This is a genomic window from Rhizobium sp. CRRU65 (genome assembly GCF_048551595.1).
Taxonomy (GTDB): Bacteria; Pseudomonadota; Alphaproteobacteria; order Rhizobiales; family Rhizobiaceae; genus Rhizobium; species Rhizobium leguminosarum_J.
The window spans coordinates 68,790-91,407 of the sequence record NZ_JBLYZH010000019.1 but is presented as its reverse complement, the minus strand read 5'-3'; the positions used below and the strand labels follow the sequence as shown (position 1 = coordinate 91,407).

Sequence of the window (22,618 nt, the reverse complement as noted above, 5' to 3'; positions counted from 1 at the left end):
GCTTCGTCTGCTTAGCTCCTTTGTTTTGTCGCAGGTTCTGGCTGGAAAACCGTCGGACACTTTTCCGGAACCTGCTTAGGAGGCCCGCCAATGACGCTGCCCATGAACCGGATTTCGCTGTCCCGCCGCGGCTTTCTGACCTCTGCCTGCTGTCTTGCCGCTGCCCCCGCCTTCACGCCGGTCACTTTCGCGGCGATGCCGGGTGACAAGCGTTTCGTCACCATCGTGCTGCGCGGCGCGATGGACGGGCTGGATCTGGTGCAGCCCTATGGCGATGCCGGCTTTGCGGCGCTTAGGCCGACACTGGCGCTGACGCCCGATACCGGACTTCTCGATCTAGATGGCCATTTCGGCCTCAATCCGGCTGCCGCAGAGCTGATGCCGCTGTGGAAGAGCCGCGAGCTTGCCTTCGTGCACGCGGTGTCGACGCCCTACCGCGACCAGCGCAGCCATTTCGACGGGCAGGACATGCTGGAATCCGGCGGCGAGCATGTCGCCGAGGAAAAGACCGGCTGGCTGAACCGGGCGCTCGCCGTCATTCCGCGCTCGGATGCGCGCAAGGCGATCGACATCAACACTTCGACGGAGCTGATCCTCTCCGGACCCAACAATGTCGATGTCTGGGCGTCGGATTCCAATCTGGCGCCGGCGCGTGACGAGATGCAGTTCCTGGCGCGGCTCTATGCCGGCGATCCGCCGTTCGCCGAGGCGCTTGCCGAGGCGACGCGGGCCAATAGCGCCTCGATGATCATCGAGCCGGAGGGCCAGCGCGGCGCAAAGATCGCCGATGTGGCGGCGCTCGCGGCCAACATGCTGAAGGGCGATTACCGCATCGCCAGCTTCTCGATATCAGGCTGGGACACGCATATCGGCCAGGCCGGCCAGTTCAAGCGGCCGGTGCAGGACCTTTCGCAGGCGATCAATACGTTGAAGACCACGCTCGGGCCTGAGATCTGGGCAAAGACGGTGGTGCTTGCCATGACCGAGTTCGGCCGCACCGTGCGTCAGAACGGCTCAGCCGGCACCGACCACGGCACCGGCGGCTGCGCGCTGCTATCAGGCGGCACCATCAACGGCGGCCGCATCCTCGGCCGTTGGCCGGGCATCGGCGACGGCCAACTGCTCGACGACCGCGACCTGATGCCGACCGCCGACGTGCGCGAGCTCGCCGCGGCAATGCTCTACCGGCAGTTCGATGTAAGCGCCGATGATTTGACCGGGAAGATCTTTCCGGGGCTGGGGTTCGACAAAGGGTCGCAGTTTCTGCGTGGGTGAGGCACGGTCCCGCAAAGCGGGAGCGATCGATCCAGTGAATCGATCGCAGGGCCGAACGCCCTGAGCCCAAGCGAAGGGCCGGGCGGCATCGGCGACAGGCGCTATCGGCCGGTCATCTTGAGCGCTGCCTCGGGAAGCCGCTCGCCGTGAACCTCGATGCCGGAGAGGGCGGCATCGATTTCGGCGAGGTCCTCGGGCAGCAGGTCGACGTCTATCGCCCCGAGATTTTCTTCCAGCCGGTGCTGCTTCGTTGTACCCGGGATCGGGACGATCCATAGCTTTTGGGCCAGCAGCCAGGAGAGGGCGATTTGCGCGGGCGTTGCGCCCTTGCGGTCGCCGATACGCCTGATCAGGTCGACGAGTGCAAAATTGGCCTTGCGCGCCTCGAGCGAAAAACGCGGCACGCTGTTGCGGAAATCGCTTGGATCGAATTTGGTGTTCTCGTCGATCTTGCCGGTCAGGAAGCCTGCGCCGAGTGGGCTGAAGGGCACGAAGCCGATGCCGAGTTCCTCAAGGGTGGGCAGCAGTTCCGCCTCGGGGCCGCGCCAGAAGAGCGAATATTCACTCTGGACGGCGGTGACTTTTTGAACGGCATGGGCGCGGCGGATCGTCTGGACGCCGGCTTCGGAAAGGCCGAAATGCTTGACCTTGCCCGCTGCGATCAGGTCCTTGACGGCACCGGCCACGTCTTCGATCGGCACGCCGGGATCGACACGGTGCTGATAGAACAGGTCGATGCAGTCCGTCTTCAGGCGGCGCAGGCAAGCATCGGCAACCGCCTTGATATGTTCGGGGCGGCTGTTCGTGCCGCCGCGGCGTTCACCTGTTTGCTGATCGATATCAAAGCCGAATTTAGTGGCGATGACCACCTGGTCGCGGATCGGTGCGAGCGCTTTGCCGACAAGCTCTTCATTGACGAAAGGGCCATAGGCTTCGGCGGTGTCGAACAAGGTGACGCCCTGATGATGGGCGGTGCGCATCAATTTGATCATGTCGCCCTCGTCGGCGGGCGGGCCGTAAGCGGCGCTCATGCTCATGCAGCCGAGACCAAGTGCCGAGACTTCGAGGCCGCCGATATTGCGTGTTTTCATGGTCGTATCCGTTCCTGGTTTTGCATGGGCTCGGGCAGTCCGTTCCGCGGTGCGGGAGCAGCCGGGCTTGCCGTCGGGTTGACGCGAACTTAGTCCTCTTGTCAGCTTTCGATTAGATGCTGTAATGCGCATGGACCTATAAGACGGACTAATGAATGCCCCTGGACAACAATTTCAACGAACTCGTGGCCTTTCTGACCGTCGCCCGGGAACGGAGTTTTACCCGGGCGGCCGCGAAGCTCGGCGTGTCGCAGTCGGCGTTGAGCCAGACGGTACGCGGTCTCGAAGAGAAGCTCGGGCTGCGCCTTTTGACCCGCACGACCAGAAGCGTGTCGCCGACACAGGCAGGAGAACGTCTGTTGGAGCGGGTCGGACCCAGATTCGAGGAGATCCAGTTCGAGATCGCCGCCTTGAGCGAAATGCGTGAGCGGCCGGCTGGCACGATTCGCATCACGGCAGGCGAGCATCCTGCGATTTCCGTCCTCGCCCCAGCATTGGCGCGGTTTCTTCCTGATCATCCGGATATCAATGTCGAGGTGATCGTCGACTACGGCCTGACCGACATCGTCGCCGAGCGCTACGACGCCGGCATCAGGCTCGGCGAGCATTTGGCAAAGGACATGATCGCGGTCCGGATCGGTCCTGAAATATGCATGGCAGTTGTTGGAGCGCCCTCCTATTTCGAGCACCATCCGCGCCCGGATATCCCGCAGGATCTGACGGCTCACAACTGCATCAATATGCGGCTGCCGACACACGGAACGATATATCCCTGGGAATTCGAGAAGGATGGACGTGAACTGCGCGTCCGTGTCGAGGGCCAGACGGTGTTCAACAACATCGCCATGCGGATCGGCGCCGTGCTGGACGGACTGGGGCTGGCCTACATGCCTGAGGACCAGGTTCAGTCCTACATTGAAGACGGGCGGCTGATCCGGATTCTGGAGGACTGGTGCCAGCCCTTTCCAGGATACCATCTCTACTATCCGAACAGGCGGCATGCATCTCCCGCCTTCACCCTGTTCGTCGATGCGCTCCGCTATAGAGGAAAGTAATGCCGATTTTATTCCATCACGACTTATCAACAGCTTGTGATTAATTAGTCTACCTAATAGACCCTAGCTGTCCGAGGCGTCTAATCCTTTCGGTCCGATGCCGTTACCATCTCGCCATCTGAAACGAAGCGAGAAGCCGACATGCGATATGGATTGTCCAACACCCTGGCCGCATTGCTGCTTGCCTCAGCGCAGCTTGCCGCGCCATTGGCGACGGCTGCCGATGCGGCAAAGCCCGAGCCATTGGTCATCCAGGAGCAGGGCAGCTTTGCCGTCGGGGGAACCAGCACGACGGCGCCCGGAACCTTCGATCCGCTGAAACCTCTCGATCCCTCAGGGCAGACCTATCACGGCGATCATGCCTTTGCCTTCTATCAGGTGCCGGCAAACCCGCGTCAGTATCCGATCGTGATGTGGCACGGTGCCGGACAATTCTCCAAGACCTGGGAGACGACGCCCGACGGCCGCGAGGGCTTCCAGAACATCTTCCTGCGTCGAGGTTTCTCCACCTATCTCGTCGACCAGCCGCGCCGGGGCGGCGCCGGGCGGAGCATGGCCGAGACGGTGGTGAAGCCGACAGCGGACGAGCAGCTCTGGTTCAACCAGTTTCGCGTCGGCACCTGGCCGACCTATTTCGACGGCGTGCAATTCTCCCGCGATCCGGAAGCGCTGAACCAGTACTTCCGCGCGATGACGCCGAACACCGGGCCGTTCGATATGGACGTTGTGTCGAATGCGGTGGCAAAGCTGTTCGAGAAAATCGGTCCCGGCATTCTTTTCACCCATTCGCAGGGCGGCGGACCGGGCTGGCTGACGGCCATCAAGAGCGACAAGGTCAAAGCCGTCGTCGCCTTCGAACCCGGCAGCAGCTTCGTGTTCCCGGCAGGCGAGGTTCCCGCCGATATGCCGAGCGCCTTCGACACGCTGACGGGCGTGCCGGTACCGATGGATGACTTTATCAAACTGACGAAGATCCCGATCGTCATCTATTACGGCGACAACATCCCAGACCAGCCAACGACGATGCCGGCGCAGGACAGCTGGCGGGTACGCCTGGCAATGGCCCGCCTGTGGCGCGATACGGTGAACAAGCATGGCGGTGATGTCACCGTCGTGCACCTTCCCGAGATCGGCATCCGCGGCAACACCCACTTCGCGTTCTCCGACCTGAACAACGTAGAGATCGCCGACCTGGTCTCGGCTTTCCTTAGCGAGAAGAAGCTCGACTGATCTCGGAAATTATGAGGTGAAGACCATAAAACAACTGTTGGGAAACTTGATGCTGTCCGCCAGCATGATGCTTGCTGTTCTGCCGGGCGTCGTCAGCGCTCAGGCACCGGCCGAAGGCGACGACAAGTCCCGGCGTTCGCGCGCCCAGCAACTGATGGGTGCGACCGCGCCGAAGCTGGCTGAACTGACCGACGACGTCCTTTATGGCGACATATGGGAGCGCCCGCAGTTGTCGAAGCGGGATCGCAGCCTGGTGACCGTTGCCGCGCTGATCGCAATGAACCGGCCCGACCAGCTCAGATCCCATCTAGCCATGGCCCGCCAGAACGGTGTGTCCGAGGACGAGTTGATCGAGACGATCACCCACCTTGCCTTCTACGCCGGCTGGCCGAATGCGGTCTCGGCCGTTGCCGTCGCTAAGGACGTCTTCGGACGTGAATGAGGCGATTGGCCTGCCGCTTTTGCCGAAGCCGGTCGCCCGAATGTTCCGCACAAAACCAGGAAAAGACATCCATGCGTCATCTCATCAAGCGCATTTCCATTCTCTTTGCCATGGCCGGCGCCGTAGTTCTGGTCGGCTGGAACGTCGATGCCGAACCGAACCGGACGACGCTGCCCGAATTGGCGGGCCTTGTCCATTACACGACCGTCAGGCGCGGCAACGTGACCGAACACATCATGACGACGAACGAAGCGATCGAGGCTGTGAAGAATGGGCAGCCCGTTCCAGACGGTACGCACTTCGTGCTGGTCGACTACCGTGATGGGGAAATCTATCGCACCTTCGTCATGGAAAAGGGTTCCGGCTGGGGCAGCGATTATGACGAAGACCGTCGCACTGGCGACTGGCAGTTCCAATGGTTCAAGCCTGACGGCGGCGTCAACATGGCCGAGAATACGGCGCGATGCCAATCCTGTCATTCGTCCAGGGCCGACGAAGACTTCCTCTACACGCTCGACGCTCTCAAGGAGTTTGACGGAGCCGTCATTGACTAGGCCGGATCGAATCTCCGGCGAGGGCGTCGCATCGTGAGTCCTTTTTTCGTGATCCGCCTCGTGCTTGACTTCACCGCCGCTGGGCTGCTCTTGGCCGCGCTCGCCTACTGGTGGCTCGACAACACCTCGCATGAGCTGATCGGCACCAGCATGTTCATCCTTCTCCTATCGCACAACGTCTTCAACAGGCGGTGGTGGGCGAGGCTTCCGAAGGTGGAGCGCGGCAAGCGGAGCTTTCTGACAATTGCTTCGAATATCTCGATCGCCTTGGCGATATCAGCTTTGCTGGTGACCAGTCTGCTGATATCGCGCAGCGTGTTTGCTTTCCTTCCCGTCAGCGGCCGGCCGACGGCGCGCGAAATTCACATCCTTGCGGCCTATTGGGTGTTCATCCTCGCAGCCGCCCATCTCGGCCTCCACTGGTCGATGATCATGGCGGTCATAGGCAGATTGCTGCGGGTCGGTGCCCCAAACCCGATCAGGACCGCTTCCCTTCGCGTAGCCGCGAGCGCAATAGCGGCGTGGGGCATCCACAGCCTGTTCGTCATGGGAATCGGAGACAGGCTCATTGCCCGGCCATCGATCGATTTCTGGGACTTCCAGGAGTCCACGATCGGGTCCTTCCTGCATCACATCGCGATCCTGGGGACGTGTGCGTGCGCTGCTCATTATGCGGTCGTCTGGCTTCGGCGGGTGATATAGGGTGCCCGCGCGTGTGATATTCGCGCTGGCGGTGATGCTGTGGCGGTGAGGGGGCAACCTCTCTTCCGTCATTCCTGTGCTCGTCACAGGAATCCAGCCACGGCGTGTCCGCGCCGTGAATGACTTGCCAGAACGAAGGGACTCTCCCGCGCCCAAGGACTTGGGCGCACTGGATTCCTTTGACAGGCACAGGAATGAAGGAGAGGCTGTGTATCGCCGCCGCCCGGCCCTTCGCATGGCTCAGGGCGTTCGGCCCTGTGATCGATCCACTGGATCGATCACTCCCGCGAAGCGGGACCGGGCCTCACCCCAACACATCATAAAGCCTGAAAATGAAGCTGATCTGGTAGATCAGGTTGGCGATGATGAAGGCGGTGTGGAAGCGGCGGTTGGGGGTCCAGGCGGCGATGGCGCAGAGGAGGATGTAGATGATGTTGCGGGCTGGGTACTCCCAGCCGAGCGAGAGGATGCGCTCATGGCCCTTGATTGCCGTGTCGAGAATATCGACGGCGTAGGTGAGGCCGAGGATGCCGAAGAACCATTTGCGCCGCGAGATGAAATATTCCTCGTAGCCGCCATATTCGTCGAGCGAGGCAGGAAAGAGCAGGGCGCAGAGCAGGAAGAACAGACTGCAGAAGCAGATGAGGAAGAGATAGATGCCGAAGCCGATCGCCGGCACCACCTGCAGGCGATATTCCCACCACCAGATATGGATGATGAACAGGAACATCGACAGCGCCCAGCCGAGATGGATGGGATAGACCTTGGCCTTGGCGGGATGCTGGACGATGCCGGCAAGGCCGGTGAGCACTCTGGCGAGTGAAAGGCTGATGACCATGCCCATCACCACCTTGATGTGAAGGAAGACCTCCGGCGAGCCGACCGTTTCCATGCTTTCGATCCTTAGGCTGTCACTCCTCGGGGACTTGCTTCGGTTTGCCCTCTTCGTCGAGTGCCACCATGATGAAGGTGCCGGCGGTGACCTTTTCCTGCTGGTTGTAGCGCGAACGATGCGCCCAGGCTTCGACGATCAGCGTGATCGAGGTGCGGCCGACACGGTCGATATCAGTATAGACGGAAAGCGTGTCGCCGATCTTGACCGGCAGCTCGAAGGCCATCTCTTTGACGGCGGCGGTGACGACGCGGCCCTTGGCGCGCTCGGCCGCACGGATGCCTGAGGCAAGGTCCATCTGCGCCATGACCCAGCCACCGAAGATATCGCCGGCCGGATTGGCGTCGCCCGGCATGGCAAGCGTCCTCAGCGTCAGTTCGCCTCTCGGCTTGGCGGCATCGGTCATCAAGTCTTCTCCATCTGGTGCGGGCCACGGGCCGGCGATTCACTGGGAAGCACCCTAGTGCAAAGGCTGTGGGGTGTAAAAGACGGCAAGGCCAAGCGCTACGGACGGCCGACGGGAAAAATGTTGCTGCCGTTTCCGATTGAAATTTCATTCGATTTCAAATGGTTGAATTTTGCAGCTTTCACCTGACCTTACGTTATTTAATATTTTTCTAATTAAGCTTTACGCTCCAGTAATTCCGGCAATTCAGAATGCGATCGATCTCAAATACAAGAATCGCCGGGAACCTCATGCGCAACGTCAAGATTTCCACCCGCCTTTACTGCCTCGTCGCATTCGCGCTTGCCGTGCTCGCTGCGACGATGGTCTTCTTTCTGAACTATTCCTATTCTGAGCTGGAAGCGGAGCGGAAGGCGGGGCTGGCGCAAATGGATGCAACGGCGCTCGGCATCTTCGACAAATATTACAAGATGGAACAGGCGGGCACGATGACCCGCGAACAGGCGCAGGCGGCCGCCAAGGACGTGATCGGCGCGATGCGCTACGGCGCCGACGGTTATTTCTGGATCAACGACATGCACCCCACCATGGTGATGCACCCGATCAAGCCGCAGCTGAACGGCACCGATATCTCCCAGATGAAGGATCCGACCGGCAAGTTCCTGTTCGTCGAGTTCGTCAACAAGGTGAAGAAGGACGGCAAGGGCTTCGTCGATTATCTTTGGCCGAAGCCGGGCGCCGACCAGCCAGTGCTGAAATATTCCTATGTCGCAGGTTTCGAGCCCTGGGGCTGGATCGTCGGCACCGGTGTCTATGCCGATGACCTTGCCGCGCTCTATCGCCAGAACGCGATGTGGGCCGCGCTGCTCTGCCTGCTTGGCGCCGCCGCAACGATTGCCATCGCCTATGCCATCGTGCGTAGCGTGACTGCACCGATCGCCCGGCTGAAGGCGGCGATGAACGCGATTGCGGCCGAAGAAGCATCGGTGGAGATATCAGGCAGCGACCGTCGCGACGAGATCGGCCAGATGGCCAAGGCGCTGCTGGTGCTGCGCGATTCCGTCGACGAGCGCAGCGCGTTGCGCGGGCGGGAAGACGAAAGACAGCAGCAGATCGAGGAAGAGCGCCGCGGCAACGAGGCAAGCCTGCGTTCAGCATCCGAGCGGCAAACCCAAGCGATGCAGGCGCTCGGCGTCGGCCTTGAGAAGCTGGCGGGCGGCGACCTCACGGTTGCGATCGGCGATATCGGCGAGGATTACGCCAAGCTGAGGAGCGATTTCAACGCCGCCGTCGATGCGCTGAACGGCGTCATCCATGCGATCGCCGAATCGAGCCATGTCGTCAACGAAAGCGCTTCCGACATCAGCGAGGCAACCGGCAACCTGTCAAAGCGCACGGAGCAGCAGGCGGCCGCACTCGAAGAGACGGCGGCAGCGCTCGACGAGATCACCGCGACGGTCAAGACGGCATCCGAACGGGCGAACGAGGCGCGCGAGATGGTGGCCGAGACCAAGGCGAGTGCCGGAAAATCCGGCGAGATCGTCCGCAATGCGGTGACGGCGATGGGCAGGATCGAGGATTCCTCCAACCGCATCGGTCAGATCATCTCGGTCATCGACGAAATCGCCTTCCAGACGAACCTTCTGGCGCTGAATGCCGGCGTCGAGGCTGCGCGGGCGGGCGAGGCGGGCCGCGGCTTTGCCGTCGTCGCCCAGGAAGTGCGCGAACTCGCCCAGCGTTCCGCCAATGCGGCCAAGGAGATCAAGGAACTGATCAGCCGGTCGGCGACGGAGGTCGAGGGTGGGGTGGCGCTGGTGCGCTCGACGGGCGAAGCGCTGCTGGAGATCGAGGCGCTGGTCAACCAGGTCAACGATCACGTCGCATCAATCGCGACGGCGGCGCGCGAGCAGTCGACCGGGCTGAACGAGATCAACGGCTCCGTCAATCACATGGACCAGATGACGCAGCAGAATGCCGCCATGGTCGAGGAGACGACGGCGGCAAGCCGCACGCTCGCCGACGAGAGCACTCAGTTGAAGACGCTGCTTTCGAATTTCCGCCTGCGCGCCGAGCAGTCGGCGGTGACCCGATACACACGGGCAGCGTGAGGAAGCGGAGAGATGAAAGGCCGGGAAACCGGCCTTTTTCAATTCCGTCGCGTTCAGATTGTGCCGGTAAGTTTTCATTCACCGTTTTTAATTAAAATTGGAGTGAGTTTTTTCGGTCACTGCCCAGCCAGCCTGCGGAAGCGATAAGAGTATGGCGTTTGTTTCCTTTCCTCGGCGAACCCTTTTGCCCGTTATCCTCTCGGCGGCGCTGACGACCTGTTCGATCAGCGACGGACTGGTGCCGCCCGCCAATGTCGACAACGGCACCAGGGTCAGTTCGATCTCGCCCGCGCGGGCACCAGCGGCGCGCATGGCGCCTTCGGTCCGAATGGCGCCGGTGGAAAGCCAGGCCTCCTATCCGGTTTCCAGCGCGCCCGTCGGCAATAGCCAGGGCTCCGTCGATTACCTCGACACGCCAAACCTCGCCGGCACCGGCCACGCGGCACGAGCCGCTCCGCCGCAAACCGCACCGGGACGTAAGCTGCCGATGATCGACAGCGACGAGGCGCTGGCGCAGCAGAACCAGAACTGGGGCGGCACGCAAGATCTTGCGATCCCGTCCGGCGGCGTCAACATGGATGACGATCTCGGGGCGGAGCCGGTCGTCGGGCTGGCACAGGAACAACAGCAGCAGATCGCCGAGGGCAATGCCACCGAGCCTGTTGTCGACGGCATCGGCACCGACAATCCAACGCAACTCAACCAGCCGATGCGCCAGCCCGTACCGCAGGCGATGCCGCAGCCGGCGGCCGAGGCACAGATGAGCCGGGCGCCCGCCTGGAACGACGGCAGCCCTGTGGTGGCGCCATCACGTGTTCCCGAAGAGGACGAGAGCGAAGAGGTCGCGATGCTGCGGCCGAATAATCCGATGATGAGCGAGCCGGCAGCACCCGTCGATCCCAGCGTCATGCCGTCCTCCGAGCTTGCCTGCCGGCGCGAGCTGAAGCGCATGGGCGTGCTCTTCGACGACAAGCCACCGATCTCGAATGGGCCGGCCTGCCAGGTGCCCTATCCCGTGTCGTTGAAGGGGCTTTCCGGCAATATCGGCGTCCGCCCGGCCGTAACGCTGAACTGTCAGGTGACGCTTGCCTTCGCCAAATGGGTGAAAAACGAACTGGCGCCGTCCGCCCGCTATCGTTACTGGTCCGGCATCAAGACGATCCAGCCGCTCGGCGGCTATTCCTGCCGGCGCATGAACAACAGCCGGCAGAAATACAATCCGATGTCGGAACACGCCCGCGGCAACGCCATCGACGTCGGCAAGTTCGTGCTGAAGAACGGCCACGAGATCGACGTGCGCAAGAAGGGCCTGTTCTCGCTGCGTGAGGGGCGGCTGCTGAAGGCGGTGCGCAGCGACAGCTGCCGCTATTTCAACACCGTGCTCGGCCCCGGCAGCAACCCGGAGCATTGGAACCACTTCCACTTCGATCTTCGCTCCCGCAAGAGCGGCAAGGCCTATTGCGACTGATGCATGTCCTCCAAAACCATGCGGCGGGTGCCGATGTTGTGGCCGCAATTGGGTCGGGCTGGCAGAAAACGGTTCATCCCCGCCGCAGGGCACGCTATAGATCGGCCAGACGGATTGCCGTTTCGAGAGTTTGATCCATGAGCTATGATTTCCACGTCGGCCAGAAGGTCGTCTGCATCAACGATACCTTCAAGCATGTCAGCATCGACCAACTGATCCGCAAGGGCGAGATCTATACGATCCGCTGGGTGGGCGAATATACCCATTATATCGACGGCACGTTCATCGGGGTGAAACTCGCGGAGATCAACCGCGGCAATGATGACGGGCCGGAAGGTTATGGCGCGGCCGACATGCCCTATCGCGCGACGCGTTTCCGGCCGCTGGTGAAGGATAAGATCTCGTCACTGCGCAAGCTGTTGGCGCCGACGCCCGATGCACCTGTCGAGCCGAAAGAAAAAATCAGGAAGAAAGAGAAGGTCTGAGCGCCGCCCGGCACCGATCAGGCCGTCTTCCTGCTCAGAAACAGCGCGGTCTCTTTGCTGACCTCAAGCACGCCGTTGCGTTGGCTGAAGGCGTTGGCAATGGCTTGACGGAATCTGGTGAGTTGAGTTTCGCAGGCGCCATCGCCGGGCGGATAGGAGGTGAGCGACAGGAAGACATCCTCGGGCTCAGTGATCCGCAGGCTGGCCGGATGCTGCGACATGGTCACGTTTCCAAACTGCGACCGCATCGATCGTTCGGCAGCGTCATATCCAAAGGCTTCGGCAGCCGGGTCGGATGGAGCACTGCCGAATACGGTCGTCAGCGCGTAGATCTCGCGCATATTGCCGGCGCCGTTGGTTGTGACCGCGAGTAAGCCACCCGGCTTCAGCACTCTTGACATGTCCGTGATGCCCGCCGCCGGGTCGGGCAGGTGATAGAGCATATGCATCGCGATCACGGCATCGAAGGCGTCATCTTCGAAGGGGAGCGCGGCTGCGTCGGCCTGGCAGCCCCGGACGGAGCCGAACGGCAGGGCGCTGCAACGCGCCGCTGCCTCGTCGACCATGCCTTGCGAAAGGTCGGCGAGCGTCAAGTCGAGGTCCGCCGGCAGCAGCCCTGCCGTTGCCGCCCAGAACCAGGCTGGCCCGCAGCCGACGTCGAGGACGCGATCGCCCGGTTTCAGGGACAGTTGCGCCGCAACCCATGGAAACCAGGCCGTCTCGGCGATGGTGTATTGGCTATGCAGTCGAGCCCGCGCGGCGAGCTTCCGGCTGTCGCCATACTGTCCCGCATTGTCTGCTGTTATGGAGGACATGGCATCTCTCTGGGCTTCTTCACGGGCGCCGCGAGCTTGTTTGCAGAAACTATAGAGAGCTCTGCCCCCGGACAAGACCTGACTTTGTGGGGGCGAGCCGAGCTGCCGTTGAGGGATTGCCTTGGCGCGACGAGACTGGCTGTGAAAAATAAATCGTATCCGATTAAATCGGAATTGTATTGACATCAGTTTTAGCGAAGCGTATTAGAGCGCATCCGATTTAATCGGACACGTACAAAACTAAAACCGAAAGGATATCACCATGACCGAGAAGCTTCTTTTTACCGGCAAAACCCACATCTCCGGCGGTCGCAATGGCTCCGCACGCAGCAGCGACGGCACGATCGACATCAAACTGCCGCAACCGCATCCGACTGCCGAAAACCTGTTCGGCATCGCCTGGTCTGCCTGCTATATCGGCGCCATCGAGTTTGCCGCTTCGCAGCGGAAGATCACGCTGCCTGATGGTCCAGAGGTCGATGCGGAGATCGATCTCAACGTCGATAATGGCTCCTTCTTCCTCAGGGCGCGCCTCAATGTCAGCCTGCCCGGCATCGATCGCGACGTTGCGCAGGAATTGATCGAGGCAGCCCATGGCATCTGCCCCTATTCCAAGGCGATACACGGCAATATCGACGTCGAGACTACGCTTGTCTGAGCGGGGAAGGGCGGACCTCACCGCCAGAGGATTTCATGCGGAGGGCCTGCCGATCGGCCGGCAGACCCCTTCTTGAGGTAGCAGGCACCGGAACCTTGCCGATCTGGAGAACATGCCATGATCAATAGCCACGCCCAGCCACACCAGGCCTATGACGAGTTTTCGCTCGTACTCGACCCAGCCGTCTATGAGCCGCTGCCCGAGGATTGGCTGATCGGCATCACCGACGTCGTCAGCTCGACGCTGGCGATCAAGTCGGGACGCTATGAAGATGTCAACTTCGCAGGCGCATCTGTTATCGCCGCTCTCGGTAATGCCTGGGGTTCGTTCGATTTCCCCTTCGTGTTTCGTGGAGACGGGGCGGCATTCGCCTTGCCGCCGCACGGCATCATGGCCGCGACCTCGGCGTTGCGGCAGGTCGCGAGCTTTGCAAGAAGCGATCTCGATCTCACCCTTCGTATCGGGTTGCTCACGGTGCGCGAAATCCGCAATAGTGGGCGCGACGTAAGAGTTGCGCGCTATGCGGCTTCGGAAAACGCGACCTATGCGATGTTTGCAGGGGGAGGGCTCAAATGGGCGGAGCAGCAGATCAAGAGCGGCAGGTATCTGGTCAGGCCGGGCCGCTACGCGACGAAGCCCGATCTGACCGGACTGAGCTGCGACTGGACGCCATTCCCGAGCCAGCAGGGCGAGATCCTATCGCTGCTGGTCGAGCCGGATGACGATACGAGCCCGGAGGTCTTTGCGGCGCTGGCGAAGCGTGTACTTGCCGTCTTCGATGCGCCGTCGCACCGGTCTCATCCGGTTCCCGTAGATATGGCTATCCCCAGGGATATTGCCATGCCCAAAGGCAGCGGGAAGCGCGTCGATGCGAAACGCTGGTCGGAGGTCGCCTCCCATTCGGATTTCCGCAAATTCGATGACGGTTTGCGCCTGACGCTGGACTGCACGCGCGAACAGATCGACAGGGTCGAAACCATGCTTCTTCTGGCAAGGGCGCGCGGCGAGATCAATTTCGGACTGCACCGCCAGTCGCATGCGCTGATGACCTGCCTCGTGCCATCAGGCAGCCCGGATTCGCATCTGCATTTCCTCGACGGAATGGGCGGCGGTTATGCCAAGGCGGCCGAGATGATGGAGGCCGGTGCGCTTGGCGACGTCCTGCATCATGCTCGCTGAAGACCCGTCCAGCCGGAGAGACGTCGTGGCCGCCTATCAACCTAAGCGGGCGTGCCTGTTTCCCGCATGGCCAGATTTGCCAGCATTTCACTGAGCTGAGGCAACGCCAATTCGGTTTCTTTTTCTATCTCGGCGGCGGTGAACCATCTGAGCTCGGTGTGTTCATCACCGACAAGTCGCGGCCGGCCGTGCCATTTATCGACGTGATAAACATGGAAGGTGACGGATGCTTCGGGCGGGTCTTCCGATACGAACCGTCCTAGAAACTGCCAGAGCTCCGACGTCACGCCTATTTCTTCCATCAATTCCCGGCACATTGCCGTCTCGGCGTCTTCGCCCTCTTCGATATGGCCGCCCGGGAGGCTCCAGCGATCCGGGTGCACTTTGCGCTCGGAACTGCGCCTGGCCGGAAGAACGGTTCCATTCTGGCTCAAGACGCCCATCGCGATGTCGGGCATGCATTCTCCTCTCCTCATCGATCTCGCGCCGATGCTGCCCGGAGCTACGGTTCTTTGCAATGACCGGTGTCCATCAAGCCCCTCGACTCATAGTCTGACCGTATAGGTTGACCCCCGACGTTGCCCAGGAGCATAGTCCCCGGACAGACGCGAATGACCTGCTGATGCGAACGAGGTCGGTCAGTCGATCTTCGTCCGTTTCCGAACAGATCAAACGGAGAGGAGAGCGTCATGCCACCCACATTCCTATCAACGCCCACGCGGCGCGAACTGCTTGCGGCCACGGCCGCCGCCGGAGCCATGAGTATGCTTGCCGGGACGCGTAGCGCTCAGGCAAACGGCGACGGGGTTAGCCCCTTCAGCGTCAATTTCCCCGAGGATCAGCTTGACGATCTGCGCCGGCGCGTCGCGACCACCCGTTGGCCTGACAAGGAAACCGTCGCGGACGATACCCAGGGCGTGCAGCTCGCAACGATCCAGAAACTCGCGAAGCATTGGGCGACGGATTACGACTGGCGCAAGATGGAGGCGCGGCTCAATGCGCTGCCGCAGTTCATCACCGAGATCGACGGGCTGGATATCCACTTCATTCACGTGCGCTCCCAGCATAAAGATGCGCTGCCGTTGATCGTCACACATGGATGGCCTGGCTCGATCATCGAGCAGTTGAAGATCATCGAACCGCTCACCGATCCGACAGCGCATGGCGGGAGCGAAGAGGACGCATTTGACGTGGTGATCCCGTCTTTGCCGGGCTACGGCTTTTCCGGGAAACCGACGGGGTCGGGGAACTGGAACCCGCCGCGCATCGCCCACGCCTGGGTGACGCTGATGCAACGTCTCGGCTACACGAAGTTCGTGGCGCAGGGGGGCGACTGGGGCAACGCGGTGACCGAATTGATGGCGGCGCAGGAGCCGCCGGGATTGCTCGGCATCCATACGAACATGGCGGCCACGGTTCCGGCTGACATCGCCAAGGCTCTTGGCGCCGGCGGCATGCCGCCATCCGACCTGTCGCCGGACGAAAGGCGCGCCTTCAATCAGCTCGACGATTTCTACAAGAATGGGCTGGGCTATGCGATCGAGATGAACAACCGGCCGCAGACGCTCTACGGGATTGTCGATTCGCCGGTCGGGCTTGCGTCGTGGATGCTCGATCACGACATCCGCAGTTACCGGATGATCGCCCGCGTTTTCGACGGAGAGCCCGAGGGGCTGACGAAGGACGATATCCTCGACAACGTCACGCTCTACTGGCTGACGAACACAGCAATCTCCTCGGCACGCCTCTATTGGGACAACGCGCACCATCCGTCGGGCGGTTTCTTCGACCCCAGGGGCATCAAGATCCCGGTGGCGGTCAGTGCTTTTCCCGATGAGATCTACCAGGCGCCGCAGAGCTGGGCGGAGAAGGCCTATCCGAAGCTCATCCACTACAACCGGCTGCCGAAGGGCGGTCACTTCGCCGCTTGGGAACAGCCGATGGCTTTCACTGCCGAGCTCAGGACCGCGTTCCGGCCGCTGCGGCAGTAGACTCAGGCGGGATCAGGCGACTGAGGCCGCGATTACGATTTCTCCGGTTCGCCCTGAGTTGACCGCAGCAGGTTGTCGCGCAGCGTCGTCACCGATTTCTGCACGACGGGAAAGTCGTCGCCGAGGCCGATGGCGCCAAGCAGCGCGTTGCCGGGATCGGTTTCAACGAGTTGGCGTCCTGCCGGCGTCAGGCTGACCCGCACCTGCCGTTCGTCGGCGGGATCGCGGTGACGGGTGATAAAACCATTCGACTCCAGCTTCTTGAGGATGGGCGTCAGCGTGTTGGATTCGAGGAACATCTTTTCCCCCAACACCCCGACGGTCTGGTCATCCTCTTCGGAGAGAGCCACCATGGCGATGTATTGGGTATAGGTCAGGCCAAGCTCGTCCAGGATCGGCTTATAGGCGCGGCCGAAGGCGAGATTTGCCGAATAGACCGCGAAGCACAGGAAATTCGAAAGTTTCCTGCCTTCCTTGCCCGCTGGCGGGGAGGCGGGCGCAGGCATATCCGGCCCCTTAGCTGCTTTAGATGTCGGCATCGTTCCATCCTGTCCAAGCTTTCTGACGATGACATCTATATAGATCGTATCCGATTAAATCGCAATAGTGTCAAAGTTGGTTTTCGAACCTGCCGTTTGTGGTGACTCGACAAAGATCAGCGGAAACTCCTGGGAGGCTTCCCATACTTCTTGCGAAAAGCGGTCGCGAAATGGGCGGAGTCGGAGAATCCGATTTCAAAGGCGATCGCCGTCATGGGCAGTGTGCTATTTTCGACTAGAAACCGGCCATAGCGCAATCTCGTCTCGACGATAAAACGCTTCGGGGTCATGCCGATATTGTCCTGGAACAGACGCGCGAACTGGCGTGGTGACAGGCCGACCAGAGAGGCCACCTGTTCCGGTGAGACGTCGCGGCCTTTCCGACTCTCGATGAGAACAACGGCTCGCTGTATGCGCGAATCTTCTGTGCGGCGAAATGTTGTGGCGCGGCCGTGATCGAAGGCGCTCATGTGCTTCTGCTCCGAGAGCGAAAGCTGGTGCACGGCCTTGGCCGCCCGATCCGGCCCGCAATGCGTGCGGATGAGCTCCGTCATCAGCGACAGGATCGATACGCCGCCAGGCACGGTAATGCGGCCGTTTTCGATCAGGAAGTCATCGCGCGTGGAGAAGGCAAGGCGCGGGAAGGCAATTCGGAAATCCTCCGCGTGAAAGGGATGAACGCACGCCTTGCGTCCGGCGAGCAGTCCCTCCTGCGCCAATACGAAGGCGCCTGTACACACACCAATGAGCGGGACACCTGCCGATGCCGCCACCCTGAGATAGTCGCGATGCTTGCTAGGTGCGGCGCGCAGATGTGGCAGGAGGCCGCCGATAACGACGACGTAGTCGAAGTCGGTCGGGTTAATGTAGGGCGCATCGGCGTGAACCCGGATGCCGCAGCTGGCGACCGCTGCATGGCCGGGAGCCCCCATGATCGACCAGCGACAATGCAATGGACGGGAATTGTCGGCAAAGTCCGCCGCATGCCTGAGAGGCTCGACGATACCCGTCAGCGACATCATCGGGAAAGTCGGCCAGAGGAGAATGCCGACAGAGAGATCGGCCTTTCGGTCGCGTGCGAGCAGAAGCCGCTCGGCCCAAAGATCGTCGAGCCAGCGCACATAGTCCGGCTCGTTGGCAGATATTTCGGAAGGTTCCTCGGATGTGATCATGGCGTGTGGCGATGATAGAGTCATCATGTCCTTTTTTCAAAGAAAATGTCCGATTTATAAAATTCAGCCGCAGCCTTCAGTGTCAAGTTTCCTCTCGTCGAACACGACTTCCGGGGACAGAAACCACCGGACCGGGGAACCAACAAATCAAGGATCAGAACAATGGCACTTTCTCTTTCGAGAAGGATGGTGACGTGCGCTCTGCTGGCAGGCAGCTTCATGTCCCTTTCATCTATCGCCAATGCTTTCGAACTTGCCGAGCAGGGCAAGCTGACGGTTGCCTTCACCGGCGACATGCCCGGCTCCGGCTGGCAGGACGGGAAGCTGGTAGGCTATGACGGTGAAATCATGCAACGCATTGCCGAGAAGCTCGGCCTCAAGATTCAGCCTGCCCTCATGGAATGGTCGGGTACGATCGCCTCCGTTCAGTCGGGCCGCGTCGACGTCATGCTCGGCACCATGGGCTGGACCGAAAAACGCACGAAGATCATGACGCTGTCCGAGCCGATCCACTACTTCAAGAACGGCATCATGCAATCGACGAAGACGAGCTGGGACAAGCTTTCTGATCTGGAAGGCAAGAAGATCGGCACGATCACCGGCTTTTCGTTCGTCCCTGAACTGAAGAGCATCAAAGATCTCCAGCTTTCGCTCTACGACACTTCCGATGCGGCCGTGCGCGATCTTATCGCCGGGCGCATCGACGCTGTCATCGGCGATCCGCCGGTGATCTCCTACGCCATCAAGCAGAACCCCGATTGGAATATGCACTTCCTCGCCTTCACCGATAACAGTCCGGATTTTCCGCTGCTGACCGGTCTCGGCCAGGTCGTTTATGGCCTCAACCAGAAGAACGACGATCTGCGCCAGAAGATGGACGCCATTATCGCCGACATGTGGAAGACTTGCGAGATGAAGGAAATCGGCGCCCGCTACGGATTGTCGTCGGATGTCTGGTTCAAGCCTGCGGGTCAAAACTTCCGCGCCGGTGTCGATCGCCCCGCAGATTACAAGCTGCCGTCCTGCGCAGCTGGCGGCTGAACGGCCGTGTGGACGGAAGCAGCAGTCGGCAGCTTTCGTCCACCCTCTTCGCCTACTGCATAATTCCTTAAATCGGAATCGATTTCAGGAGAAAATTATGCAGCAATTCAAAGTGCTACAGCGTCCTTGGCGCGTCTGAAAAGACGCGCGGCGCTGTAGATATAATCGCATAAGGAAACGGCGATGAATGCGCTTCTGAGCGTTGCAGGCCTGCGCAAGAGCTATGGTCCTATCGAAGTTCTCAAAGGTATCGATTTCGACGTCGCGCCAGGTGAGAAGATTGCCCTGATCGGCCCTTCCGGCTCCGGGAAATCCACCTGTCTGCGCTGCATGAATTTTCTGGAAAAGCCCAGTGCTGGCGAGATCCGCCTCGATGGCGAGCGGATCGGTACGCGCAATGGCCGTATCATGAGCGACCGGCAACTTGCACCGCAGCGCGCCGAGATGGGCATGGTCTTCCAGCTCTTCAATCTCTGGCCGCATCTGTCGGTGACGGAAAACGTGGCGATCGCGGCGCGCAAGGTGCGCGGTCTGCCTGCCGCCGAGGCACGCGAACTGGCTTTGGAGATGCTGGCCAAAGTCCATATGACGCACCGCGCCGAAGCCTCACCACTCGAGCTGTCCGGCGGCCAGCAACAGCGCGTCGCGATTGCGCGGGCGCTTGCCCAGAAGCCAAAGCTCATGCTGTTCGACGAGCCGACATCGGCACTCGATCCCGAACTGGTCCAGGAGGTTCTGAAAGTGATGGAGGAGCTGGCAGACGAAGGGCGCACGATGCTGATCGTCACGCACGAGATCGCGTTTGCACGCGAGATTGCCGACCGCGTTCTGTTTCTCGACGGCGGCACGATCGTGGAATCCGGCCCGGCACGCCAGGTCATAACCGCTCCTCGGGAAGCGCGCACGCAAGCGTTTCTCAACAAGATCCGGCACTAGGCGTGTCATGATTGGATTTTCCGTATTCTTCTCGGTCGTCCAGGGGCTCGTCGCCGGGCTTGGCGTAACCGTTTTCGTCACGATCGCCTCGCTCGTGTTCGCAGCCGCTTTCGGGTTCCTTCTCGCTCTGCTCAGGCAATTTGCCGGGATCAGGTTCATCAATCTCGCGATCGATGCCTGCTGCGAGATTCTCTGCAATGTGCCGGCCTTGACGCATCTGTTTATCCTCTACTTCGGGCTTGCCAGCCTCGGCGTGAAATTGACGTCGATCACGGCGGCCATCCTGGGCCTCGGGCTCATCGGGGCGGCGATCACCTGCGCAATCTTTCGCGCCGGTTTCGCCGCGCTGCCTGGCGGGCAGGCGGAGGCGGCGCTTGCTGCAGGGCTGACCCCACTCCAGACCATCTTTGAGATCCTGACGCCGCAGGCCATGCGGATAGCGCTTCCGGGGCTCGGAAACTACGCGGTGCAGCTTCTCAAGGATACATCCGTCGTCTCGGCCATTGCGGCGCCGGAAATCATGTTCTTCGCCCGTTCAATGGTGACGTCGTCCTTCCAGACAACAATGATCTATGCGACGGCGGCGGCACTCTACCTGTTGCTGAGCCTGCCATTGATGCAGGCAACGCAGTTCCTCGAAAGACGTTACGGGAGATTGAAAGGATGAGTGCTTTCCTGGCGCCCTATGGCGATTATGGTGCCGAATGGCTGCCTCTGCTGCTGCGGGCGATGGTGAATACGGCCCTGCTTTCCGTTTGTGCGTTTGCCCTGGCATTCGTTTTCGGCCTGCTGCTTTCGCTCTGCCAGAAATCCAGTTTCGCAGCGCTGCGGTATTTTGCGGCTCTCTATGTGACGATCGTGCGTGGCGTGCCGCTGCTGGCGGTTCTGTTTCTGATTTATTTCGGCTTGCCGGGTGTCGGGATTGTCCTTGATGCTTTCGGCGCGGCGATTGCGGGCCTGGCGTTGTGTTTCGCGGCCCAGGTCGCAGAGCTTTTCCGCGCCGGCCTGAAGGCTATACCGGCCGGGCAGAGCGAAGCCGCGTTGGCCGCGGGCTTTACCCCGGCCCAGAGCTTCGTCCTGATAATCCTGCCGCAGGTCGCCCGTGTCATTCTGGCGCCGATGATCATCACCTTCGTCTCGCTGCTCAAGGATTCTTCTCTCGCTTCGCTGATTACCGTCAACGAACTGGTCCTCACCGGGCGGTCCATGGCGACCGAGTATTTCCTGCCCTTGCAAATCTACATTGCCGTCGGCCTCTGCTATTTCGCGATAGCCTGGCCTTTCTCGGTCCTCTCGCGCCGGCTAGCCCTTTCGGCCGCCCGCTAACTCGTCATCACAAGGCCAAGACCATGACCATTGAAACGACCGTTGCCACGGGCAACGCACGTCGGCATGCAACGCAATCGCATGAACCTCGCTGGCCGGTGATCCTCATGACACCCGACGTTAGCGAGGCGCCCGATGCGCCGACCGAAACGGAGTATGTGGTGCGTGCCAACTATGCGGACGCCATAGCCGAGGCCGGGGGAATTCCGTTGATCCTACCTTATAACACCCGGAACCTGGCATCTGCGTTGGCGCTCGCCGATGGCATCGTCCTCACCGGTGCGCGGCCGGGGACTGAGGTGACAGGCGCGCGCAGACAGTTCGAAACTCAGCTGGTCGAGCAGGCCTTGAAAACGGGCAAGCCGCTTCTCGGCATATGCCACGGGATGCAACTGATCGGCGAATGCCTTGGAGGCGAATTTCAAACCGAGCTGCCGGCCGCGGCCGTATCCCACATCCCGCAAGATATCCCCGACGTTTTGGCGCACGAGATCATCGTCGAGGAAGGCAGCGTGCTGACCGATTGGGTGGGGAAGGGGCCGGCACGCGTCAACAGCCTGCACCGGCATGCTTTGGCCGGCCGAGGACGCTTCCGTGTCGCCGCGCGGGCGCCGGACGGAACCATCGAAGCATTCGAAGGGGACACGGACGGCTTTTGCCTGGGCATCCAGTGGCACCCCGAATACCGGCTGAGCGAACTCGACAGGAATATCATGAGGGCCTTCGTCGACCGCAGCGCAGAAGCAGCAGTCCGCAAGGCACACGATGCTTCATCGGCTGGAAGCAATCGCGTACGCGAACGGCTGGCACAGCTCGAGCTTGCTCTGCCGGAAGCATCCTCGCCGCCAGGCGCATTTTCCGGGGCTGTGCGGACCGGCAGCATCATCACCGTTTCCGGTCAGGTGCCGCTGAAGGATGGTGTGGTGCTGCGGACGGGACATCTCGGAGCATCCGTCTCCATCGAAGAGGGGCGAGAATGCGCGCGCTGGGCGCTTCTCAATGCGCTCGCGCAGCTGGAAGGGGCTGCGGGCGGCTTTGACAACATCCTGGGCTTCGTCCGGCTCGCGGGCTATGTCGCGGCGGATGCTGCTTTCGAGCGCCACGGCGCCGTCATCGATGGGGCTTCCGAATTGCTCCGAGAGCTCTTCCCGGATCGATGGGCGCATGCCCGCATCGCAATCGGCGTAACATCCCTGCCGCGCGGGGTTCCTGTTGAAGTCGAGTTGACGGCCGTCGTCGGCGACGAGGCTTGA

At 61.1% G+C, this 22,618-nt stretch carries 24 protein-coding genes; 17 read left to right on the top strand and 7 right to left on the bottom strand.

Features of this window, described 5'->3' with window-relative positions:
* Positions 1 to 90: 90 nt before the first annotated feature.
* Positions 91 to 1,275: a DUF1501 domain-containing protein gene (locus ACM5SV_RS30455; RefSeq protein ID WP_012757931.1), complete on the top strand. Its 1,185-nt coding sequence runs from the start codon at positions 91 to 93 to the stop codon at positions 1,273 to 1,275.
* Between the two features lie 101 nt (positions 1,276 to 1,376).
* On the opposite strand, the gene ACM5SV_RS30450 is transcribed toward ACM5SV_RS30455, so the two are convergent.
* Positions 1,377 to 2,366 carry an aldo/keto reductase gene (locus tag ACM5SV_RS30450; protein ID WP_222014988.1) on the bottom strand — a complete coding sequence of 330 codons (990 nt, stop codon included), beginning with the start codon at positions 2,364 to 2,366 and terminating at the stop codon, positions 1,377 to 1,379.
* 155 nt (positions 2,367 to 2,521) lie between these two features.
* Here ACM5SV_RS30450 and ACM5SV_RS30445 point away from each other — a divergent pair, with 155 nt between their 5' ends.
* The 5 genes from ACM5SV_RS30445 (at position 2,522) to ACM5SV_RS30425 (ending at position 6,349) form a co-directional block, all read left to right on the top strand.
* Positions 2,522 to 3,421, top strand: a complete 900-nt coding sequence (locus ACM5SV_RS30445) for a LysR family transcriptional regulator (protein ID WP_012757929.1) — start codon at positions 2,522 to 2,524, stop codon at positions 3,419 to 3,421.
* Positions 3,422 to 3,562: 141 nt separating this feature from the next.
* Positions 3,563 to 4,651 carry an alpha/beta hydrolase gene (locus tag ACM5SV_RS30440; protein ID WP_222014986.1) on the top strand — a complete coding sequence of 363 codons (1,089 nt, stop codon included), beginning with the start codon at positions 3,563 to 3,565 and terminating at the stop codon, positions 4,649 to 4,651.
* A 49-nt stretch (positions 4,652 to 4,700) separates the two neighbouring features.
* Positions 4,701 to 5,093, top strand: coding sequence for a carboxymuconolactone decarboxylase family protein (locus ACM5SV_RS30435; RefSeq protein ID WP_260690150.1), 393 nt, complete (start codon positions 4,701 to 4,703; stop codon positions 5,091 to 5,093).
* A 71-nt stretch (positions 5,094 to 5,164) separates the two neighbouring features.
* Positions 5,165 to 5,647, top strand: coding sequence for a cytochrome P460 family protein (locus tag ACM5SV_RS30430; protein ID WP_113545884.1), 483 nt, complete (start codon positions 5,165 to 5,167; stop codon positions 5,645 to 5,647).
* A 33-nt stretch (positions 5,648 to 5,680) separates the two neighbouring features.
* Positions 5,681 to 6,349: a DUF4405 domain-containing protein gene (locus ACM5SV_RS30425; protein ID WP_222014982.1), complete on the top strand. Its 669-nt coding sequence runs from the start codon at positions 5,681 to 5,683 to the stop codon at positions 6,347 to 6,349.
* Between the two features lie 304 nt (positions 6,350 to 6,653).
* Here the strand turns inward: ACM5SV_RS30425 and ACM5SV_RS30420 are convergent, their stop codons facing one another.
* Both ACM5SV_RS30420 and ACM5SV_RS30415 read right to left on the bottom strand, forming a co-directional pair.
* Complete coding sequence (locus tag ACM5SV_RS30420; RefSeq protein ID WP_222014981.1) at positions 6,654 to 7,241, bottom strand: hypothetical protein; 588 nt, start codon at positions 7,239 to 7,241, stop codon at positions 6,654 to 6,656.
* Between the two features lie 19 nt (positions 7,242 to 7,260).
* Complete coding sequence (locus ACM5SV_RS30415; RefSeq protein ID WP_012757923.1) at positions 7,261 to 7,647, bottom strand: acyl-CoA thioesterase; 387 nt, start codon at positions 7,645 to 7,647, stop codon at positions 7,261 to 7,263.
* 290 nt (positions 7,648 to 7,937) lie between these two features.
* Between ACM5SV_RS30415 and ACM5SV_RS30410 the strand changes: the two genes are divergently transcribed.
* From ACM5SV_RS30410 to ACM5SV_RS30400, 3 genes are all read left to right on the top strand, one after another.
* Positions 7,938 to 9,755, top strand: coding sequence for a methyl-accepting chemotaxis protein (locus ACM5SV_RS30410; protein ID WP_012757922.1), 1,818 nt, complete (start codon positions 7,938 to 7,940; stop codon positions 9,753 to 9,755).
* Between the two features lie 151 nt (positions 9,756 to 9,906).
* Entirely contained in the window at positions 9,907 to 11,223 is a 1,317-nt protein-coding gene (locus tag ACM5SV_RS30405) for an extensin family protein (RefSeq protein WP_113545882.1), read from the top strand.
* Between the two features lie 137 nt (positions 11,224 to 11,360).
* Complete coding sequence (locus ACM5SV_RS30400; protein ID WP_012757920.1) at positions 11,361 to 11,708, top strand: hypothetical protein; 348 nt, start codon at positions 11,361 to 11,363, stop codon at positions 11,706 to 11,708.
* A gap of 17 nt (positions 11,709 to 11,725) precedes the next feature.
* Here ACM5SV_RS30400 and ACM5SV_RS30395 read toward each other — a convergent pair whose 3' ends face one another.
* Positions 11,726 to 12,523 (bottom strand): class I SAM-dependent methyltransferase, encoded by a 798-nt coding sequence (locus ACM5SV_RS30395; protein ID WP_222014979.1) that lies wholly within the window; start codon positions 12,521 to 12,523, stop codon positions 11,726 to 11,728.
* 262 nt (positions 12,524 to 12,785) lie between these two features.
* Here ACM5SV_RS30395 and ACM5SV_RS30390 point away from each other — a divergent pair, with 262 nt between their 5' ends.
* Both ACM5SV_RS30390 and ACM5SV_RS30385 read left to right on the top strand, forming a co-directional pair.
* Positions 12,786 to 13,181, top strand: coding sequence for an Ohr family peroxiredoxin (locus tag ACM5SV_RS30390; protein WP_419425469.1), 396 nt, complete (start codon positions 12,786 to 12,788; stop codon positions 13,179 to 13,181).
* Between the two features lie 117 nt (positions 13,182 to 13,298).
* The gene (locus ACM5SV_RS30385) at positions 13,299 to 14,360 is read left to right on the top strand and encodes a DUF3095 family protein (RefSeq protein ID WP_012757917.1); all 1,062 of its coding nucleotides are present in this window, start codon (positions 13,299 to 13,301) and stop codon (positions 14,358 to 14,360) included.
* 41 nt (positions 14,361 to 14,401) lie between these two features.
* On the opposite strand, the gene ACM5SV_RS30380 is transcribed toward ACM5SV_RS30385, so the two are convergent.
* Positions 14,402 to 14,818: an NUDIX domain-containing protein gene (locus tag ACM5SV_RS30380; protein ID WP_222014977.1), complete on the bottom strand. Its 417-nt coding sequence runs from the start codon at positions 14,816 to 14,818 to the stop codon at positions 14,402 to 14,404.
* A 231-nt stretch (positions 14,819 to 15,049) separates the two neighbouring features.
* Between ACM5SV_RS30380 and ACM5SV_RS30375 the strand changes: the two genes are divergently transcribed.
* Positions 15,050 to 16,351 (top strand): epoxide hydrolase family protein, encoded by a 1,302-nt coding sequence (locus tag ACM5SV_RS30375; RefSeq protein ID WP_222014976.1) that lies wholly within the window; start codon positions 15,050 to 15,052, stop codon positions 16,349 to 16,351.
* A gap of 32 nt (positions 16,352 to 16,383) precedes the next feature.
* On the opposite strand, the gene ACM5SV_RS30370 is transcribed toward ACM5SV_RS30375, so the two are convergent.
* Both ACM5SV_RS30370 and ACM5SV_RS30365 read right to left on the bottom strand, forming a co-directional pair.
* Complete coding sequence (locus ACM5SV_RS30370) at positions 16,384 to 16,857, bottom strand: MarR family winged helix-turn-helix transcriptional regulator (RefSeq protein WP_018074510.1); 474 nt, start codon at positions 16,855 to 16,857, stop codon at positions 16,384 to 16,386.
* A 149-nt stretch (positions 16,858 to 17,006) separates the two neighbouring features.
* Positions 17,007 to 18,062: a GlxA family transcriptional regulator gene (locus ACM5SV_RS30365; protein WP_128438444.1), complete on the bottom strand. Its 1,056-nt coding sequence runs from the start codon at positions 18,060 to 18,062 to the stop codon at positions 17,007 to 17,009.
* Between the two features lie 162 nt (positions 18,063 to 18,224).
* Here ACM5SV_RS30365 and ACM5SV_RS30360 point away from each other — a divergent pair, with 162 nt between their 5' ends.
* The 5 genes from ACM5SV_RS30360 (at position 18,225) to ACM5SV_RS30340 (ending at position 22,618) form a co-directional block, all read left to right on the top strand.
* Positions 18,225 to 19,103, top strand: coding sequence for an ABC transporter substrate-binding protein (locus tag ACM5SV_RS30360; protein WP_012757912.1), 879 nt, complete (start codon positions 18,225 to 18,227; stop codon positions 19,101 to 19,103).
* A gap of 183 nt (positions 19,104 to 19,286) precedes the next feature.
* Positions 19,287 to 20,039, top strand: a complete 753-nt coding sequence (locus tag ACM5SV_RS30355) for an amino acid ABC transporter ATP-binding protein (RefSeq protein ID WP_029870632.1) — start codon at positions 19,287 to 19,289, stop codon at positions 20,037 to 20,039.
* A 7-nt stretch (positions 20,040 to 20,046) separates the two neighbouring features.
* A complete protein-coding gene (locus ACM5SV_RS30350; RefSeq protein WP_017994424.1) occupies positions 20,047 to 20,706 on the top strand; it encodes an amino acid ABC transporter permease in 660 nt (219 codons plus the stop codon).
* Positions 20,703 to 21,365: an amino acid ABC transporter permease gene (locus ACM5SV_RS30345; RefSeq protein WP_012757909.1), complete on the top strand. Its 663-nt coding sequence runs from the start codon at positions 20,703 to 20,705 to the stop codon at positions 21,363 to 21,365. Before ACM5SV_RS30350 ends, ACM5SV_RS30345 begins: the two co-directional genes overlap by 4 nt.
* 23 nt (positions 21,366 to 21,388) lie before the next feature.
* Positions 21,389 to 22,618, top strand: coding sequence for an Atu1372/SO_1960 family protein (locus ACM5SV_RS30340; RefSeq protein WP_012757908.1), 1,230 nt, complete (start codon positions 21,389 to 21,391; stop codon positions 22,616 to 22,618).